17 protein-coding genes are annotated in these 19,163 nt (G+C 66.2%); all 17 read left to right on the forward strand.

The features are described 5' to 3' along the window. Positions 1–633: 633 nt before the first annotated feature. The 17 genes from AC07R1_RS05145 (at position 634) to AC07R1_RS05225 (ending at position 19,065) form a co-directional block, all read left to right on the forward strand. Positions 634–1,986 (forward strand): UDP-glucose dehydrogenase family protein, encoded by a 1,353-nt coding sequence (locus AC07R1_RS05145; RefSeq protein ID WP_011061365.1) that lies wholly within the window; start codon positions 634–636, stop codon positions 1,984–1,986. Further along, positions 1,983–3,002, forward strand: a complete 1,020-nt coding sequence (locus AC07R1_RS05150) for an NAD-dependent epimerase (protein WP_495110226.1) — start codon at positions 1,983–1,985, stop codon at positions 3,000–3,002. The genes AC07R1_RS05145 and AC07R1_RS05150 overlap by 4 nt, the downstream gene beginning before the upstream one ends. 57 nt (positions 3,003–3,059) lie before the next feature. Further along, complete coding sequence (locus AC07R1_RS05155) at positions 3,060–3,812, forward strand: sugar transferase (RefSeq protein WP_077934151.1); 753 nt, start codon at positions 3,060–3,062, stop codon at positions 3,810–3,812. A 1-nt stretch (position 3,813) separates the two neighbouring features. Beyond that, on the forward strand, positions 3,814–4,458 hold the full coding sequence (locus tag AC07R1_RS05160; protein WP_011061368.1) for a CpsD/CapB family tyrosine-protein kinase: 645 nt from the start codon (positions 3,814–3,816) through the stop codon (positions 4,456–4,458). A 22-nt stretch (positions 4,459–4,480) separates the two neighbouring features. Beyond that, a complete protein-coding gene (locus AC07R1_RS05165; RefSeq protein ID WP_011061369.1) occupies positions 4,481–5,500 on the forward strand; it encodes a polysaccharide biosynthesis/export family protein in 1,020 nt (339 codons plus the stop codon). 11 nt (positions 5,501–5,511) lie between these two features. Next, the gene (locus AC07R1_RS05170; RefSeq protein ID WP_495110227.1) at positions 5,512–7,104 is read left to right on the forward strand and encodes a GumC family protein; all 1,593 of its coding nucleotides are present in this window, start codon (positions 5,512–5,514) and stop codon (positions 7,102–7,104) included. 11 nt (positions 7,105–7,115) lie between these two features. Then, entirely contained in the window at positions 7,116–8,216 is a 1,101-nt protein-coding gene (locus AC07R1_RS05175) for a glycosyltransferase family 4 protein (RefSeq protein ID WP_495110228.1), read from the forward strand. After that, positions 8,213–9,583: an O-antigen ligase family protein gene (locus tag AC07R1_RS05180; protein ID WP_015635672.1), complete on the forward strand. Its 1,371-nt coding sequence runs from the start codon at positions 8,213–8,215 to the stop codon at positions 9,581–9,583. The genes AC07R1_RS05175 and AC07R1_RS05180 overlap by 4 nt, the downstream gene beginning before the upstream one ends. A gap of 144 nt (positions 9,584–9,727) precedes the next feature. Next, complete coding sequence (locus tag AC07R1_RS05185; protein WP_123430743.1) at positions 9,728–10,693, forward strand: glycosyltransferase family 2 protein; 966 nt, start codon at positions 9,728–9,730, stop codon at positions 10,691–10,693. After that, positions 10,686–11,822, forward strand: coding sequence for a glycosyltransferase (locus tag AC07R1_RS05190; RefSeq protein ID WP_053158618.1), 1,137 nt, complete (start codon positions 10,686–10,688; stop codon positions 11,820–11,822). The genes AC07R1_RS05185 and AC07R1_RS05190 overlap by 8 nt, the downstream gene beginning before the upstream one ends. Before the next feature lies 1 nt (position 11,823). Further along, positions 11,824–12,822: a polysaccharide deacetylase family protein gene (locus AC07R1_RS05195; protein WP_053151723.1), complete on the forward strand. Its 999-nt coding sequence runs from the start codon at positions 11,824–11,826 to the stop codon at positions 12,820–12,822. Beyond that, on the forward strand, positions 12,819–14,129 hold the full coding sequence (locus AC07R1_RS05200) for a lipopolysaccharide biosynthesis protein (RefSeq protein ID WP_495110229.1): 1,311 nt from the start codon (positions 12,819–12,821) through the stop codon (positions 14,127–14,129). Before AC07R1_RS05195 ends, AC07R1_RS05200 begins: the two co-directional genes overlap by 4 nt. Then, the gene (locus tag AC07R1_RS05205; protein ID WP_495110230.1) at positions 14,126–16,054 is read left to right on the forward strand and encodes a hypothetical protein; all 1,929 of its coding nucleotides are present in this window, start codon (positions 14,126–14,128) and stop codon (positions 16,052–16,054) included. The genes AC07R1_RS05200 and AC07R1_RS05205 overlap by 4 nt, the downstream gene beginning before the upstream one ends. Continuing rightward, entirely contained in the window at positions 16,051–16,755 is a 705-nt protein-coding gene (locus tag AC07R1_RS05210) for a GNAT family N-acetyltransferase (protein ID WP_011061378.1), read from the forward strand. Before AC07R1_RS05205 ends, AC07R1_RS05210 begins: the two co-directional genes overlap by 4 nt. Then, the gene (locus AC07R1_RS05215; protein WP_495110231.1) at positions 16,752–17,876 is read left to right on the forward strand and encodes a GNAT family N-acetyltransferase; all 1,125 of its coding nucleotides are present in this window, start codon (positions 16,752–16,754) and stop codon (positions 17,874–17,876) included. The genes AC07R1_RS05210 and AC07R1_RS05215 overlap by 4 nt, the downstream gene beginning before the upstream one ends. Then, positions 17,873–18,652 carry a carbohydrate deacetylase gene (locus AC07R1_RS05220; RefSeq protein ID WP_495110232.1) on the forward strand — a complete coding sequence of 260 codons (780 nt, stop codon included), beginning with the start codon at positions 17,873–17,875 and terminating at the stop codon, positions 18,650–18,652. The genes AC07R1_RS05215 and AC07R1_RS05220 overlap by 4 nt, the downstream gene beginning before the upstream one ends. 155 nt (positions 18,653–18,807) lie before the next feature. Beyond that, entirely contained in the window at positions 18,808–19,065 is a 258-nt protein-coding gene (locus tag AC07R1_RS05225; RefSeq protein WP_011061381.1) for a DUF2790 domain-containing protein, read from the forward strand. Positions 19,066–19,163 lie beyond the last annotated feature (98 nt).

A 19,163-nucleotide genomic window follows, 5' to 3' on the forward strand; every position in this document is an offset into this window, starting at 1 on the left:
AGCAGCAAATCAGTGACGCGAGGTAAAGAAAAAGACCCAGGTGAAATTCATCCAGCGAATCTGTGATCGCCAGCTGAATTGATTGAATCAATGAAGACCGGCAATGATGGCAGATAGCCCCTACCCTCCCAACCCGACTTTAGTCTGACGCCCGCCTGGTCATAACCGGCGCTACCCGTCCCGCCTTGCCAGCCATATCTTTGAAAAAACCGATCAATTTCAACAGTTTTCAAGCTGCAGAAAAGCGTCAAAAAAACTGTCCGACTGCTCAGCTTCACCTTCGGAACCCAGGATGCCGTAGCAGGTAATGTCAAAAAGGCATTAGCTTTTCGTCTCACCTCACTACCGTTCGTCGGTTTTTTAAGTCATTTATTAACAAAAACCAACTATTTGACGCTTTCCATGATGACCATCATGAAGACGCTTAACTAATTGTTTTTAAACATTATTTTATGAATCGAAAAATAAACAAAACACAGCTGTCATTTATGTAACACAGCAAAACGTCAATTAAACGTCTCTACGTTATGGTAGTGTCAAAAAAAGAGCGTGATAGCGGCAATGTGCCATACGCCTTTTCAGAAGGTGAGAACCACCCTCACCCCAACACTCATCATGGACGAGGTCGTTCCCTTGGAAGTCAGCGTTTTTGGTACTGGCTATGTTGGCCTGGTGCAAGCAGTTGCCCTGGCCGATGTCGGGCATAACGTGGTCTGTGTCGATATCGACAGCCACAAGATCGCCCAGCTGCAACGTTCTATTCCGCCGATTCACGAGCCGGGCCTGGCGACCCTGATCGAAGAGAATCAAAAGGCCGGCCGATTGCACTTCACCACCCAGGCCAGCGATGCAGTGGGCCACGGCAAGGTGATTTTCATCGCGGTCGGCACTCCCTCCAACGAAGACGGCTCCGCCGACCTCGACCATGTCCTGGCGGTGGCGCGCAACATTGCCTGCCTGATGTTCAGCGACAAGACCCTGGTGATCAAATCCACGGTGCCGGTGGGCACCGCCGATCTGGTGATCGAGACCGTCGCCGAACAACTGGCAGACCTGGGCAAATCCGAACTGCGGGTGCACGTGGTCTCCAACCCGGAGTTCCTCAAGGAAGGCTCGGCCGTGGCCGACTGCATGCGCCCGGACCGGATCATCGTCGGTTGCGCCGACGACCTGCCCCGCCAGCAGTTGAGCGAGCTATACGCGCCCTTCAACCACAACCATGACCGCCTGATGTTCATGGACAACCGCAGCGCCGAGCTGGTCAAGTACGCGGCCAACGCGATGCTCGCCACCCGCATCAGCTTCATGAACGAGATGGCCAACCTGGCGGAACGCCTGGGGGTGGACATCAATGCCGTGCGCAAGGGCATCGGTGCCGACCCGCGCATTGGCTACCACTTCATCTACCCCGGCGCCGGCTTCGGCGGCTCGTGCTTCCCCAAGGACCTGCGGGCGCTGATCCACACCGCAGAAAGCCACGGGCTGGAACCGCACATGCTCAAGACCGTGCGCGACGTCAATGAGCAGCAGCGCCATGTGCTGTTTCGCAAGCTCAAGGCGCACCTGGGGGACAACCTGCAGGGCAAGGTCATCGCGCTCTGGGGCCTGGCCTTCAAGCCCAACACCGACGACATGCGCGAAGCCACCAGCCGCTACCTGATGCAGGCACTGTGGGAAGCCGGGGCCAAGGTCCAGGCCTACGACCCGGAAGCCATGACCGAATGCCGGCGCCTGTACGGCTACCGCGATGACCTGCAACTGTGCGCCACCCGTGACGACACCCTGCAAGGCGCCGACGCGCTGGTGATCTGCACCGAATGGAAGGCCTTTCGCGTGGTGGACTTCACGCTGCTGCGCGAGACCCTCAGGGATCGCCTGGTGGTCGACGGCCGCAACCTCTACAACCCGCAACAGGCAGCGGATGCCGGCCTGCATTACCTGAGCATCGGCCTGCCCTACCGTGTACCGGAGGCATTGCGCGCATGAATATCCTGATCACCGGGGCCGCCGGATTCATCGGCGCCCATACCGCACTGCGTTTGCTCAAGGATGGGCACCAGGTCACCGGGCTGGATAATTTCAACGACTACTACGACCCCCAGCTCAAGCGCGACCGGGTGCGCTGGGTGGAACGCCAGGTAGGGCACTTTCCCCTGCAGCGCCTGGACCTGGCCGACGGCGAGGGCCTGGAACGGCTGTTCGCCGAAGTACGGCCCCAGGTGGTGATCAACCTCGCCGCCCAGGCCGGGGTGCGCTATTCCCTGGAAAACCCCAAGGCCTACCTGGACAGCAACCTCAGCGGTTTCCTCAACCTGCTGGAGATGTGCCGGCGCTACCCGGTGCAGCACCTGATCTACGCCTCGTCCAGTTCGGTGTACGGGGCCAACCAGCAGACCCCGTACAAGGTCAGTGACAACGTCGACCACCCGCTGTCGCTGTATGCGGCCAGCAAGAAAGCCAACGAGCTGATGGCCCATAGCTACAGCCACCTGTTCGGCGTGCCCGCCACCGGCCTGCGCTTCTTCACGGTGTACGGCCCCTGGGGCCGACCGGACATGTCGCCGATCCTGTTCGCCGACGCCATCAGCCAGGGCCGGCCGCTGAAACTGTTCAACTACGGCATGCACCAGCGCGACTTCACCTACATCGACGACATCGTCGAATCCCTGGTGCGCCTGCTGGGCAAGCCGCCAGTGCGCGATCCGCTGTGGGACCGGGAACAGCCGGACCCGTCCACCAGCATGGCGCCCTGGCGCCTGTTCAACATCGGCGGCCAGCGCCCGGTGGAGCTCAAGGACTACGTGGCGACCCTGGAAAAACTCCTCGGCCACAAGGCCCAGGTGGAATACCTGCCGCTGCAGCCCGGCGATGTGCTCAACACCTGCGCGGATGTCAGCGCCCTGGAAAACCTCACCGGTTTCGGCCCCCAGGTGCCCCTGGAGGAAGGCCTGCGCGAGTTCGTCCAGTGGTACCTGAGCTACTACCCGGGCGCGGCGTCCTGAGCCGCGACAGCCGAACGTTTTTACCCAACCCCTGCAATGGAAGTATTCCCGGTGGATATGGATAGACCTCTCTCAGCGCCCACAACCGAGGTGCCCGCCCCGCTGCACATCGACCGGCGCAACGACCCGTTCCGGCGCAAGGTCCAGGCCGCCATCGACCTGCAACAGCACGGCTGGATCACCGGCCGCGACGGCGGGCGGCCCTGGACCCTGTCGCGCAGCAAGCGCCTGACCTCGGCGCTTTTGGCCGCGGTGCTGCTGGTGCTGCTGTCGCCGGTGCTGCTGGTCGTGGCCTTGCTGATCAAGCTCACCAGCCCCGGCCCGGTGTTCTTCGTGCAGTTGCGCACCGGTTTTCGCGGCCGGCGCTTCGGCATGTACAAGTTCCGCACCATGGTGGTCAACGCCGAGGCCCTGAAGGATTCGGTGCGCCACCTGAACAAGCACGGCGCCGACTCGGTGGATTTCAAGATCGACCGCGACCCGCGGATCACTGGAATCGGCGGTTTCCTGCGCCGTACCAGCCTCGACGAGCTGCCCAATCTGATCAACGTGGTGCTCGGCCAGATGCGCATCGTCGGCCCGCGCCCCACCTCGTTCCACGCCCAGACCTACAAGGAACACCACCTCGGCCGCCTGAGCATCTACCCGGGGATCACCGGCCTGTGGCAGGTCTCCGGGCGCAGCGACGTGGACTTCGACGGTCGGGTCACCCTCGACATGACCTACATCTTCCAGCAGAGCCCCTGGCTCGACCTGAAGATCCTGATCAAAACCCCTTTCAAGGTCCTCAATGGCCACGGAGCAAGTTGAAATGGCGGCAGCAACCTTTGCCAGTCTGAAGATCCAGAGCCCCAGCGAAAGCAACCTGGCGGTGACCGTACTCGACCAGGAACTGCGGGTCATCCTGCTGACCGCGGCCAACCGCAACAGCGGCGTCACCAGCAGCAGCCTGAGCATGGCCAACGAACTGGCGCGCACCAGCCGCGGCCGGGTGCTGGTGGTGGACACCAGCCTCTCGGACAGCAGCCTGACCCGGCGCCTGGCTCTGGATGAGCGGCCCGGCTTCCTCGACCTGGCACTGGCCGAAACCCCGCCGCCCCTGGCCTCGTGCATCGAGAGCAGCGACGCGGTGAATTTCGACTTCCTGCCCCTGGGCCGCCGCCAGCAGTACAGCGAGCGCCTGACCCCGGAACTGCTGCGCGAACTGCTGCAGGCCCTGGCCGAGGAATACCGCTTCGTGATCATCGACGGCGACCCGGTCTACAGCAGCGGCGACATCCTCACCCTGGCCACCCAGGTCGACGGCGTGGTGCTGGTGGTGCGCAGCGAGGAAACCCGCTGGGAAGTGGCCCAGGCCGCCGCCCAGCGCCTGATCCAGGCCGAGGCCAAGTTGATCGGCAGCGTGTTCAACGCCCGCAAGTACTACATGCCCAAGTGGGTTTATGACCGTCTCTGACCGGCACAAGGACCGTGTAACCATGAACAAGCCAAGACTTTCCCTGCTGAGCCTGTCACTGCTGCTGGCCCTGGGCGGCTGCGTCAATCGCGAGCCGCAGCAGATGCCGGTGCAGATCCTCAGCGCCCCGGCCGACCAGGCCCAGCTCACCGAGGTGGTGCCCATCGAGCAGGTGCTGCGGCCCCAGGACGTGCTGGACGTGATCTTCCATATCGGCACCACCAGCCAGCAGCGCTACCTCGTGCAGCCTGGCGACCAGGTGGATGTGACCTTCCTCACCGCTCCGGAACTGGGCGGCAGCAAACTGGTGCTGCCCGACGGCAGCATCGACATGCCCTACGTGGGCAACATCCAGGTCGCCGGGCTCTCCGCCGAACAGGCGCGCCAGGTCCTGGAAACCCAATACGCCAAGGTGCTGAAGAAGCCGCAGATCAACTTTTCGATCTCCCACGCCATGGCCCAGCTGGACAACCTGCGCACCAGCCTGACCAACCCGGCCACCGGGCTTAGCCGCGAGATCGTCGTGGGCTCCGACGGCCGCGCCAGTTTCCCGCTGCTGGGCAGCCTGTCGTTGCAGGGCAAGAGCCTCAGCGAGCTGCAGACCCTGGTCAACCAGCGCTATGCCAAGGAGGTGGGCTCGGTGAGCGTCGATGTGCTGCTCAAGACCACCGCCTCCAACGAGGTGTTCGTCATGGGCGAAGTCGGCCAGCCCGGAGCCTACCCGATCCGCCGGCCGATCTCGGTGCTTGAGGCCCTGACCCTGGCCAAAGGGGCCGGCCCCACTGCACGCCTGGATTCGGTGGTGATCATGCGGCGCAAGGGCAACCAGGTCGAAGCCCGGGTCTACGACGCCGACGCGGCGCTGGACGGCAAGGCCCTGCAATTCGCCTACCTGCAGCCCGACGACATGCTCTATGTGCCCAAGACCCGCCTGGCCAAGGCCGGCGCCCTGAGCAAGCAGCTGGCGGACGTGATCATGTTCCAGGGTGTCGGGTTCAGCTTCGGCTACCGCGTCGACAACAAAGAAACGAACAACAACTGAGTTCCCTCTTGATGACCAAGATCGAAAACTACCTGCACGAGTTCCTGCTCGTGTTCTTTGTCAATCGGCGCCTGATCAAACGGGTGTTCCTGGGTTTCGCGGTGATCGCCCTGCTGCTGCCCCTGGTGCTCAAGCAGAGCTTCGAGATCACTGCCGAAGTCATCGTGCAGTCCAAGAAACTCTCGCAGACCGACGCCAACACCGTGCTCGCCCCGGACTCCGACAAGTTCATCCCGCCGTCGCTGGCGGACATGGAGACCGAGAGCAACATCCTGCGTTCACCCACGCTGATCCGCGACACCATCGACCAGTTGCGCCGCGAGGGCCAGTTCGGCGGCAGCGAGGGCCTGTTGACCCGGCTGATCGTAAAGCCGATCCGCAATGGCCTGATCGACCCCCTGCGCAACCATGTGATCAACCCGGTGCGCGGTTTCTTCGGCCTGGCCGTGGACCCGGTGCGCGATACCAGCCTGGATGCCTTCACCGACCAGGCGGTCAAGGACCTGAAGATCGGCACCCTGCCCGGCTCCAACGTGATCTCCATCGTCTACGCCAGCCCCAATGCCGCCGAAGGCACGCGCTTTGTCGAGCGCCTGCTGGCCAACTACCTGAAGAACCGCCAGGACCTGCAATCCAACGAACTGCCCGAAGCCTTCTACGAACAGAAGAAGGCCCAGTACCAGTCGCGCCTGGATGACCTGGAAGGCAAGCGCCAGGCCCTGCTGGAAGCGGCCCACGCCTCCGACCCCAAGGAAGAGATCACCTTCCGCCTGAACGCCATCAACACCGAAGAGCAATCGCTCAACGGCTACCGCGACCAGGCCCTGGAGAACCAGCGCCGCCTGGATTACCTGCAGAAGAACCTGGCTGCCGCGCGCAAGGCCGGCCTCACCGACTACACCTTCCCCTTCGCTTTCGCCAACACCGTGGACAACGTTGCCTACGAAGACCGCGAGATCAAGCAACTGGGCGAACAGCTGACCAACCTGGTGAGCCAGTACGGCACCACCGCCGACACCTACCGCGCCGACAGCGTGCCCATGCAGCAGCAGCGCGAGCAGATCGTGCGGACCCGGGCGCAGTTCCTCAAGGTGGTGGAAAACCGCGTGCGCGAGCGTAGCAGTGACTTGCAGATCACCCAGTCGGTGATCGCCCAGAAGACCGCGCGGATCAACGACTACAAGGCGCGGGTGCGCGACCTGCAAGAGGTCCTGAGCAAACTGCGCCAGCTGGACACTGAAATCGATGCCTTGCACAAAGCCTTCTTCACCTACACCCAGCGCTACGAAGAGAGCCGTGGCGAGCGCCTGATCAGTGGCGAGCTGTCCAACGCGCGGGTCCTGAGCCAGCCTTACGAACCCAGCGAAGCGGCGTTCCCCAAGCCGATGCTGATCATTCCCCTGGGCCTGCTCACCGGCCTGCTGCTGGCCATTGCCCTGGGCTATGTCTACGAGTTCTTCGACCATCGCTTCAAGCACCCGGCCCAGGTCAGTGATCACCTCGGCCTGCCGGTGCTGATGGTGCTCAACGCGGTCGAGCAGCCCCAGGTCAACCCGTACCCGCGCTGGACCTGGCGCTGGGCCTGGCATTGGGCCAAACAGTGAGCGACCTGAGCATGGCCGCGCAGCCTATCGTGCACCTGATCCACAGCGGCGGTTTCTACGGTGCCGAGCGCATGCTGCTGGATCATTGCCTGGGCACCCCGGGGCAGCATCGGGTGGTGTTCATCAATGCCCCCGATGCGCTGCTGCAGCGTTTCGCCGAGGCCGGCGTGGCGAGCCACAACTGCCACTGCCTGCAGGAACTGCTGGCGCACCTGCGGCAACAGCCGGGGCTGCTCAACGCGCACAACTTCAAGGCCCAGGTGTTTGCCTGGGTCTGCGCCCGGCGCCTGCGCCTGCCCCTGGTCATGACCCAGCACGGCTTCACCCCGCGCAGCCTGAAACAGAAGTTCTACACCTGGCTCAGCCTGCGCCTGTGCCGCAGCCGCCGGGTGCGCCGGGTAGCCTGCGTGGCCCAGAGCATTGCCCTGCTGCACCTGGAGGCGGGGGTCGCCGAGGGCAAGCTGCGGGTGATCCCCAACGGCCTGCCGGAGCCGGCCCTGGAACTGCCGGCGAGCCTGGACGGGCCGCCGCTGCGCGAGCCCGAAGTACGCCGCGACGAAATGGACCCCTTGGTGGGTTTCGTCGGGCGCCTGAGCGCGGAAAAAGGCCCGGACCTGTTTCTCGATGCGCTGATCGGCCTGTGCCAGCAGCGCCCTGCGCTCAAGGCCGTGCTGTTGGGCGATGGTGAGCAGAACCAGGCCCTGCGCGAGCGCATTAACGAAGCCGGGCTGGCCACGCGCATCCTGCTGCCGGGCTATCAGAACGACATGCAGCCCTGGCTCAAGCGCCTGAATGTGCTGGTACTGAGTTCACGCACCGAAGGCACACCGATGATCCTGCTCGAAGCCATGCAGGCCGGCACCCCGGTGGTGGCCTTTGCCGTGGGCGGGATTCCCGATGTGCTGCAGCACCGGCACAACGGCCTGCTGGCCAAGCCCCTGGACAGTGCCGGGCTGGGGCGCTGCATCGGCCAGTTGCTGGACGACCCGATACTGGCCGGGGAGCTGGCCAAGGCCGCCCAGGTCACCCAGCGCAAGCACTATCACTTGCCCACCCTGGCTCGCCGCTGGGATGAGCTGTACCGCGTCGCCAGAGAGAGCTCCCGAGTATGATCGCCGCTCCGTTCCTGGGTTTGCTGCTGGGCCTGGCCGCACTGTTGCTGCTGGCCAGCCCCTGGCCGTTTCTTGCGCCGCTGGTGGTGGTCGGGCTGTTCGGCCTGGCGCTGCTGTACCGGCGCCCGGGCTGGGGCCTGCTGGGGATCTGCGCCCTGGTGCCCTTCGAAGGCCTGTTCAAGGACAGCGCGTTCTCCGGGGCCAAGCTGCTGGGCGCCTCGCTGATCCTGATCATGCTGTTCAAGCTGTTGCTGCGGCAGATCCCCGACACCCGCCTGCGCAGCAATCTGTGGCGGGCCCTGGGGCCATTCCTGCTGTGCCTGCTGCTGAGCATGCTGTACAGCGAGAACCTGCTGGTGTCCCTGGACAGCCTGCGGGAGCTGGCAGTGGGCCTGGTGCTGTTCTTCGTCACCCTGCTGATTGCCCGGGAAGTCAACCTGCTGATGCTCTGCCGCCTGCTGGCGGTGAGCGTGGCCATCACCTGTGTGATCGCCCTGGTATCGGCCAAGTACCAGGTGGGCGGCCGGGCCATCGGCCTGTTGCAGGATGCCAACTACTTCGCCCTGCTGATCGCCATGGCGGTGCCGCCGGCGATCTTCCTCGCCCTGCGTTCGCCCCATTGGCCGGTGCGGCTGTTCTGGGTCGGCATCAGCCTGACCCTGATGGCCGGGATGACCAAGACCGACTCGCGCTCGGGCCTGCTGGTGGTGCTGTTCACCATTGCCATCGGCGTCTGGCACTACCGCGACCGGCTCAAGGGCCTGCGGCCCAAGCACCTGGGCTTCGCCATGTTCGCCGTGGCCATCGTCATTCCCCTGGGCATTGCCGTACTGCCGGCGGAGTACGTGGCGCGGATCCAGTCCCTGAGCATGCTCAAGTCCGGCGCGCACTCGGCGGACACCTCCCTGGGCCGGCGCACCTCCTACCTGGTGGTGGGCGGCCAGATGATCCGCCAGAACCCGCTGCTGGGCTCGGGCCTGGGGACCTTCCCGATCCACTACGCGCAGACCGGCTTTGCCAGCAGCTTCTCGGAAAACATGAACGAGCCGGACCTGTTCCGCCGGGCCCACAACACCTACCTGGAGCTGTTCAGCGAGCTGGGCATTCCCGGCGGCCTGAGCTTCGTGGCGCTGATGCTGATGGGCCTGCGCAACTTCGAACGGGCGCGCCAGGGCTTTCTTGCACGGGGCCAGCGCGAGCAGGCCGATATCGCCACCCACCTGGGCCTGAGCCTGTTGGCCATGGCGGTGTTCCTGCTGTTTCTCAGCGCGCCGAACCACAAGTACCTGTGGATCTTCCTGGCCCTGTCCAGCGTCCTGCGCCTGCAGGCCGAAGACGCTCCCGTGCCGCGCCCGGCCCCGGCCTGACAACGCCGCGTGTAGCCACTGCCCCAGGCTGCGACAAGGCCCGAAGGGCCTTCTGGCCCCCAGGAGCAGCACCGACAGAACAGCAACACCGCGCCCTCACCCGGCGCCCACGACAACAACGCAATCTGGCCAAGGGAGGCAAAGATGCAAAGGATCAGCGTGATCGTGCCCATGTACAACGAGGCGCGTCACATCACCCGCACCCTGGACAGCGTGCTGCGCGCCGCCCGGGCGGCGACCCTGGACTGCGAACTGATAGTGGTGGACAACGGCTCCACCGATCAGGGGCCGCAACGGGCCCGGGAGCTGGGCGCGCGGGTGCTGCTGTGCCCGGGCATCGGCATCGGCGCCCTGCGTAACCGCGGTGCGGCGGTGGCCACCGGCGATAGCCTGGCGTTCCTCGACGCCGACATCGAAGTGCCCGGCAATTGGCTGCAGCTCTGGCAGCAGGCCCAGGCCGAGCGGCGTGCCGAGGTCTTCGCCCTGGACTGCGCGGCACCCGCCAGCGCCCCCTGGTTCGCCCGGGCCTGGCAGCGCCGCAGCCTGGCCGGCGATCCGCAACCCCGGCTACTGCCGTGGATGCCCACCCCCAACCTGTGCCTGCAGCGGGCCTGGTTCGAACGGGTCGGCGGCTTCAACGAGCAGTTGCGCACCGGCGAGGACAAGGATTTCGGCCTGCGCCTGCACGCTGCCGGCGCCCGCCAGTTGAGCCTGCCCCAGCCCCAGGTGCTGCATTGGGGCTACGAGGCCAGCTGGGCCGAATGGGCCGGCAAGGAACGCTGGCGCCAGGGCAGCCACGTGCAATTGCTCAAAGGCAGCGGCTTCAGCCTGCGCCTGTTGCGCTTTCCCCTGTTGTGCCTGGCCTGCGCCCTGCTCAGCCTCGTGGCGTTGCTGTGCCTGCTCGCGGGCCTGCCCGGCGCCGCGGGCCTGTGCCTGCTGCTGGGAGCGCTGGCGCCCCTGGCCCTGGCCGTGCGCCAGGGCCTGCGCCAACGCGACCCGCTGTTCGTCCTGCAACTCTGGCTGCTGCACTGGGTGCGCCTGCACCTGGGCGCCCTGGCCCTGGTGCAGGCCCTGTTCAACCGTTCTGCCGAGAGACCTGACCGTGGCTAAAACACTTTTCTGGCTGTGCCTGCTACTGCCTTTCTATGCCTGGGTCGGCTACCCCCTGCTGCTGGCCCTGCTCAGCCTGTTCGTCAGGCCGCGGCCGGTGCAGGAAGGCGCGCCGCTGTCGGTCAGCGTGATCATCGCCGCGCACAACGAAGGCCCGCACATCGAGCACAAGCTGCGCACCCTGTTGCAGCAGGACTACCCGGCCACCGACTTGCAGATCATCCTCGCCAGCGACGGTTCCAGCGACGACACCGTGGCCACGGCCCTGGGCGTGCGCGACTCACGGATCGTGGTCCTGGACCTGCCCCGGGTGGGCAAGGCCGGGGCGCTGAACGCCGCGGTGGAACTGGCGCGCAACGACATCCTGGTGTTCACCGACGCCGACAACCAGTGGTCCCACGACACCCTGGGCAAGCTGCTGGCGCCCTTGTCCGACCCGCAGGTGGGGGCCTGTGGCGGGCACATGATCATCCCCGACCCCGGGCACAACCTGAGCCTGGGAGACAGCCTGTACCGGCACTACGAGGCCTGGTTGCGCCAGGCGGAAAACCGCACCGGCTGCATGGTCTCCGCCGACGGAGCGCTGCTGGCCCTGCGCCGCGAACTGTTCCAGCGGGTTCCGGCCGAGGTCAACGATGACTTCTTCATCAGCACCTGCGCCCCGGTGGCCGGCAAGCGGATCGTCTATGTCGAGGAGGCCCAGGTGCTGGACCAGGGCGTGGACGAAGCCGGCAAGCAGTACCGGCGGCGCCTGCGGGTCACCGTCGGCGGCCTGCAGAGCCTGGCCCAGCGCCGCGAGCTGATGAACCCACTGCGCCACGGCGCCTACGCCATCGCCCTGATCAGCCACAAGCTGATCCGCCGCCTGGCCCCGGTGCTGTTGCTGCCACTGCTGGTCAGCAGCCTGCTGCTGTGGAATGCCGGCGCCTTCTACAGCCTGGCCCTGCTGGCCCAGGTGCTGGGTTACGGCGCCGGGATCATGGGCCTGCTGGACCGCCGCGGGCGCCTGCCCAAGGTGTTTCGCCTGGCCGGTTTCGTGCTGGTGACAATGGCCGGCATGAGCATGGGCCTCTGGCAATTTCTCCGCGGGCAGCGCTATGCCCTGTGGAACCCACAACAGAACCGCTGACATGAACCTCAAACTCAACCTCAAGCGCCTGCTGGGCAACGCCTACTTGCACAGCGTCGGCCGCGCCCGCCTCAGCGAAGCCGGGGTGGTGCTGATGCTGCACCGGGTGCTGGCCGACGAGCAGGCCGCCCGCCGGCCGCACCGGGCGCCACTGTGCGTCGGCCAGCGCCAGTTCGAGCACCTGCTGCGCTGGCTGCGGCGGCATTTCGACTGTGTGCCGCTCAATCACCTGCTGCAATACCCCGGCGGTGACCGGCCGCGCCTGGCCCTGACCTTCGATGACGGCTGGCGCGACAACGCCGAGGTGGCCTACCCGCTGCTGGAGCGCTACGAGGTGCCGGCGAGCATCTTCCTCTCCACCGACTTCATCGGCAGCGCCCAGGGCTTCTGGTGGGAGTCCATCGGCGAAACGCTCTGGCTGCGGCCCGCAAGCGCCGCGGCCCGGCCGCTGCTGGAACAGTTGCAGGCGCTGCAACTGGCACCTGCGGCCGAACTGTTGCAGCCGGGTGACAGCGACGCCCGCAGCCGGCTCCTGGGGCGCTACCTGCAACGCTTGAAGACCCTGCCCGGGCCCACTCTCCAGGCCCTGGCCGACAGTTGCCCCAACGAGCACGGCCCCCACAGCCTGGACTGGGCCCAGGTGCAGCGCCTGGAGCGTTCGGCACTGGTGCGCTTCGGGCCCCACGGCGCCAGCCATGCCATTCTCACCGGCCTTGACGAGGCCGCGCTGAAAGCGGATCTGCAACGCTCCCATCAGGCGTTGCAGAACCATTGCCAGGCGCCGCTGGGGGTCTATTGCTACCCCAATGGCGACCACAATGCCCAGGTGCGCGCCGCCGTCGCCGGGCTGGGTTATCGCTACGCCCTGGGCACCCGCCCCGGGCTGATCGAGGCCAGTGGCAACCCGCTCCTGGCCTTGCCACGCATCGACGTCAGCCACGCCAGCGCCGCCCGCCCCGGCTTGCTGGCCTGGCGCCTGCTGCAGGGAGCCCGGGCATGAAGCGCGGCGGCTACCTCTGGCACCTGGCCCTGAGCATGGGCACGCGCCTGGCGATGATCGGCCTGCGGCTGCTGCGCAACGTGCTGCTGGCTCGCTTGCTGGGCCCGGCGGATCGCGGCCTGTTCGCCCTGCTCAGCACCCTGCCGGACCTGATTGCCGCCCTGACCAGCGGCGGGCTGAACACCGCGGTCGGCTATGAAGCCGCGCGCCAGCGGCCCATGGGCCTGCTACTGACCCAGGTGCTGGTGTACGGCTGCCTGCTGGCCAGCCTGCTGACCCTGGCCGGGCTGGCATTGATGAACACCCTGGGCAGCCAGTGGGAACTGAGCCTGCAACTGGGGGACCTGGCCTGGCTGTTGTTGCTGGCGGTGCCCATCACCGTGCTCAAGAGCGGCCTGCTGACCCTGCACAACGCCGATGGCCGGGTCGAAGCCTTCAATGCCCTGCGCCTGCTGGAATCCCTGGTGCCGCTGCTGCTGTTCGTCGGCCTGTGGTGGATCTGGCGCGACCAGCCGCTGTCGGCGGCCCTGGTCAGCTGGCTGGGGGGCACCTTGCTGGTGGTGGTGGTTGGCTGGTGCTGGTTGCGACGCTTCCACGACCTGGGCCTGCGCTGGCAGGCCGGGGAACAGGGCAAGCTGCTGCGCTACAGCGCCCAGAGCCACCCCGGGGTGCTGTCGCAACAATTGATGCTGCGTTCGGACTACCTGTTCATCGGGGCCCTGCTCGACCCCGCGGCCCTGGGCTGGTACGCCATGGCCAGCGCCGCCGCCGAGCTGCTGCTGATCATTCCCGAGGCGGTGACCACGCCACTGATGAAGCGCCTGCTGCAACAGGGGTCGGGCATCGAGCAACTGACCGCCCTGGCCCTGCGCCTGACCGCCACGGTGATGCTCGGCGCCTGCCTGTGCATGGCGCTGATCGGCCAGTGGCTGATTGTCACCCTGTTCGGCGCCGACTACGCCCCGGCCTACGGTGCACTGCTGGCCTTGCTGCCCGGGCTGTTCGGCCTGTGCTACGCGAGCATCCTGCGCCTGGACCTCTTGGGCAAGCAGCGCCCCGGCACGCTGTCGCTGCTGCTGGCCGGTGGCGCCCTGCTGAACCTGGCGCTCAATGCGCTGCTGATCCCGTCGCTGGGCATCGTCGGCGCCGGCCTGGCCTCGTCCATTGCCTACCTCGCGGTGAGCCTGGCCATGCTCGGCCTGTATTGCCACCTCAGCGGTGTGGTCTGGTACCGCACCCTGATCCTGTTACCTGGAGACATCGTCTACGTGCGCCAGTTATTGCGCCCTAAGGAAAGGCTTCAATGAAACCCTGTTCCCTGCTCGCCCTGATGCTGATCTCGGCGGCCACTGCCCTGCACGCCGCGCCCCTGCAATGGGGCGATATCCGCGACGGCAGCCTGTACCTGCAAGCCGAGGCCGGCGACACCCTGCACCTGCGCTGGAGCCCGGCCTGGCAGAGCGACGCCAACCAGGAGCAGCTGTACCTGCTGCGCCCGGACGGCCAGTTGCTGCAACAGCTGGAGATTCGCGCCGACCAACCCTACGGCCAGCGGGAAGTCCAACTGCCCGCGGCCCAGGGCGACTACAGGCTGCAGGTACCGGGCTACAGCTTTCGCAACTTCAAGGTCAGCCACGACAGCGCCACCCGGGCCCAGTTCGAACCGGCCAAGGTGCATTTCAGCGCCGACGTGCCCAGTGGCGTGGAGCTGTATTTTCGCGTGGCCGCCGGAGAGCAGGCGGTACTGGCGGGCAAGTATTACGGTGGGGTCAGCGTGCTCCAGGCCACGCGCCTGAGTGACCACCAGTTGCTGCGCCTGAAGCTGGTGGAGCACCCGAAGTACGGTCAGTTCGACCAGATCCAACTGCCGGTGGCCCAGCAGGACGAGGTCTGGCGCCTGTCCCTGGGCGGCTCGGGCAAGGTGGCGTTCTGGCTCGACGGCACCGCCAACCTGTTCGCCCAGGACCTGCGCCAGTTGCACCCGCTGCAATGGACACCGGGCCGGGTCGAGCTGAGCCTCAAGCCGCAGATGCTCGGCCCCAGCCCGCACCTGGGGATCGCCCTGCCCTATGCCCAGCCGCCGCAGTCGACCTTTGAACTGCTGCGGGCCCTGGGGCCGCGGGCGGCCAACTTCTACAGCTTCGTCGATGTGATCCAGCAGGAACCCCAGCGCGAGCTGGGCTTTCGCCGGCTGTACCGCGAAACGTTCAAGATCGACCGCGACATCACCCTGCTGGCGGGCACCGGGCGCCGGGCGGTGCTGGCAGCCGACAGCCAGAGCTTCGCCGGCCTCGACGCCTGGCTGGCGGACAGCGTGCGCCTGGGCAACCAGGGCCTGCACTACCTGGCGTTCGCCGACGAACCCAACCTCAACTACCCCAGCTACGCCGTGTTCGCCAGCTACTTCGGGCGCATGCTGGAGCACGTCAAGGCCAACCCCGAGGCCCGGGCCGCAGGTGTGCGCATTGCCATGCCGGTCAGTTCGCGGCTGCTGGACGGGCCGTTTCGCATCGGTGCCGGGCAGCGCCGCGGCATCGACTGGGCGCGCCAGTTGCTGGAGGCCCACGGCGCCGATATCGACGCCATGGCCTGGCACGAGTGGATGGTCCGCGACCTGCTGGCCACCCGCCGCTACCGCGCCAGCGTGCGCGCCGCCGCCGACCTGGTGGGCCTGAATGACCTGGGCCGGCCGCGCAAGGCGCTGTTGCTGAGCCAGACCAATATCTCCAGCGGCCCGGACCTGAGCCCCTATCAGCAGGACACTCACTACGCCGCCCTGTGGTGGATGTCGGTGGTGGCCAATGCCTCCCAGGACGGCCTGCTGGAAATGCTCAACTGGTTCCAGGCCGCCGATGAGCCCGAGTACCCCAAGGGCATGCTGGCCCAGCACGACGCCCAGCGCTTCAGCCTGAAGCCGGTGGCCGTGGCCCAGCAATTCATCCAGCGGCACTGGCTGGGGCAGGTCCAGGCGCTGGACAACCCGGCCTTCGAGGTGGATGCCCTGGCACTGCGCGATGGCCCGCGCCACAGCCTGCTGGGCGTGACCAAGACCCCGCGCGCACAAACCATCGACCTGGACGGCGCCGAGCAGATCTGCCAGGCCGGCCCGAGCCTGGAGCTGCTCGGCGCCGACGGGCACAGCCGCTCCGCCGCCGTGCAGTGCAGCAATGGCCGGGCCCAGTTGCAGGTGCCCGGTGAAACCCTGTTTGCCTTGACCTGGAAAACCCTATGAGTCGCTTGACCGGCCTGTTGGCCAGAATCCGCCGCAAGGGCCTGCGTGGCAGCCTGCGGGTGCTGCGTGAACGCTTCTTCTATTACCACTGGGAACTGCTGACCCTGGAACGCTCCCTGGCCTTGCCGGTGCCCTGCCCCATCAACCCCGGCCGCTGGCCCCAGGTGCCCATCACCCGCGAGCTGCTGCCGGCCTTCGACAAGTACTTCAAGGCGCAACTGCCGGCCATTCGCGGCCTGCTGGACAAAGGCAGCCGCGGCAGCGCACACCTGGATGAAGACGGCAACGTGATGATGATGGTGTGGATCAGCGAGCGCGATTACTACGACGACCAGTTGTACCGCTGCTGGATGCGCATCCCGCCGGGCTGCCTGTATCAGTTCGCCGGAGAGTGCGCGGTGCCATATCGCGGCTCGGGGGTGGTGATCCTGGCGCAGAAGCTGCTTTGGGACGAGTACCGCGAGCGCGGCTTCAAGGCCACCCGGGCCCTGGTCAACGTGCGCAACGAGCCGGCGCTGAAGATGCACATGCGCCTGGGGTTCCAGGAAGTGGGTGAATCCCTGCATGTCTACTGCCTGTTGCGCTGCCTGCACTTCCACCGCCGCCGGCCCTACCACCAGACACGCCTGCACCACCTGCGCCGCGGGCGCCTGGCACAGCAGCCCAGCGGTTCCAGCCCTATCGACAAGGAACGTTCGTGAGCCTGCGTTGGCAATGGTGCGCCAGCCTCTGCACCCAGGACTTTCCCGTGGCGGCCTATGAGCAACTGCGCCAGCAAGTGCCACAGGCCACGCCGTTCAATCGCTTGAGCTGGCTGCAGGGGGCGGAACGGGCCCTGGATCACCGGCACTTGCAGATACTCCTGGGCTGGCACGGCCAGCGCCTGGTGCTCTGCCTGCCGCTGACCCTGGGCCGCGAAACCCGGGCCGGCCTGCGCCTGCAGGTGGTACGCCACCTGGGGCATCCGCTGAGCGACCGCCTGGCGCTGCTGGTCGCGGACCCGGCGCAAGGCGCCATGCCCGAGGTGCTGGAGCAGATCCGCCAGCGACTGCCCCATGACCTGCTGCAACTTCATGAACTGGTGGACGCCGAGCGCCTGCTGGCACCCTGGCGCCGGGCCAGCTGGTACAGCGAACAAGCCCTGAGCTGCCGGGCGCCGGAACACCTGATTGTCGACAGCGACCGCGAGGAAGCCACCGGCACCTTGCGCTACGAGCTGCGCCGGGCGAAGAAACGCTGCGCGGAAATCGACGCTCGGGTGATCCGCATGGCGCCCCAGGCCGACGGCATGGACGGGGTGCTGGAGATGCTCCGCGAGGTGGAACAGGCCAGTTGGAAAGGCGCAGACGGGCTGGGGATCTTCTCCGGGGAGCTGCGCTGGCAATGGATGGCCAGCGCCCTGCGCGGCCTGGCCGCCGAAGGTTGTGTGCGGGTGGTGATGCTGGAACACCAGGGCCGTTGCATCAGCTATCGCCTCGGCCTGCTGGAGCGCGGCCGCCTGTACGACTACAACATCGCCTTCCTGGCGCAATACAAGAACCTGGGCAGCGGCCGGCTGCTGCTGGATGAGTGGATCCGCTGGGGGCTGGACGAAGGCTGGCAGTGGGTCGATGCCTCGCGGGTCAGCCTCAGCCGCTCCAGCCATCAGTTGCATGAACGCATGAGCGGCCTGGTGGAACACCAGCGCTGGAGCTTCTATTCCTGGCGCCCGCGAGCGCTGCTGGCCGGTACCGCCGAACGCATCTGGCAGTGGCTCAAGCCGCGCCTCAAGGCCTGGCGCGAACGGCGCCAGGCCAACACCGTACAAGGATCCCGCCCATGAACCGCCCCCTGACTGCCGCCCGGGCCCACCGGGTCATCGTCAATGCCGACGACTTCGGTCTCGACCTGGACTACAACCAGCTGACCCTGCGCGCCTTCAAGCGAGGGGTGATCAGCTCGGCGACCCTGATGGCCAACATGCCGGCGTTCAACGACGCCTGTGAACTGACCCAGCAGCACGATTTGCTGGGACGCATCGGCCTGCATTTCAACCTCACCTACGGCGCGCCACTGAGCCCGGCGATGCGCCACCAGCCGTTGTTCTGTGACCCTCAGGGGCAGTTCGACCTGAACCTGCGGCGCTCGGCCCTGCGCCTGCCGGGCGCGGCGGCCGAGGCGGTGCGCGAGGAGTTGCAGGCCCAGTGGCAGCGCTGTGTCGATCAGGGTGTGCGGCCCAGCCATATCGACTCCCACCAGCACGTGCACAACCTGTGGCCGGTGGCAGCCATCGTCGCTCGCTTCGCCGCGCAGCAAGGGGTGCCGGTGCGCCTGGCGCGCAATGTGGGGGGCAACATCGGGCCCCTCAAGCGGTTGTTCAAGAGCGCGCTCAACCTGCGTATCCGCTGGTTGTGCGGGGCCGGGGCCCAGAGCGTGTGCACGCCCAGGGACCTGCTGGAAGGTTTTCGCCCGCCCGGCGTGATTGAAGTGGTGGCCCACCCGACCCAGCTGGCCGAGGGTGATTTCGGTGACGATTACCTGCCGGCGCAGCAGTCTCTGGAACAACTGCTGCAACAGGCATTGCCCGGGTATCAACGCATTGCCTACAGCGAGCTGTAAAAAACATTAGCTCCCTATGCAATTTAATCGGCAATTAATCCGTCAGGCTAAAAGTGTCATTGACCGCGCCAGCTCAGAACAATCTGAAGCGCTGCGCGGCAAGTTCTAACGCCTGATTGGCGCGGAACTGACGTAGCCTGCATCGGAGAATTGCCATGAACCTGCGTATCGGTTTGACTGCCACCGCCCTGCTGTTGAGTGCCCTCAGTGGCCTGGCCCAGGCAGACAGCACCACCGCCGTGCCCTACCACTATGGAATGCCGCTGCATGTGGGCAAAGTGATCTCGATGACCGAACCTGCGACCCAGGAGTGCAAAGTGATCACCGCCGACATGAAGTTCATCGACAACCAGGGCAAGCCCGAGGAAATCACCTACAGAAAGATGTCGGATGCGTGCACCACCGATAATTGAGGCTGTGCAACACGCTCACACGGGGCCGCGCTGCGGCCCCTCATCACGCCCGGTGCCGATCGGCAAGCCGGGTTTCGCGGCGGCCTGGCGGCCCCCCT

This window comes from Pseudomonas sp. GW821-FHT07F01, from assembly GCF_059418825.1.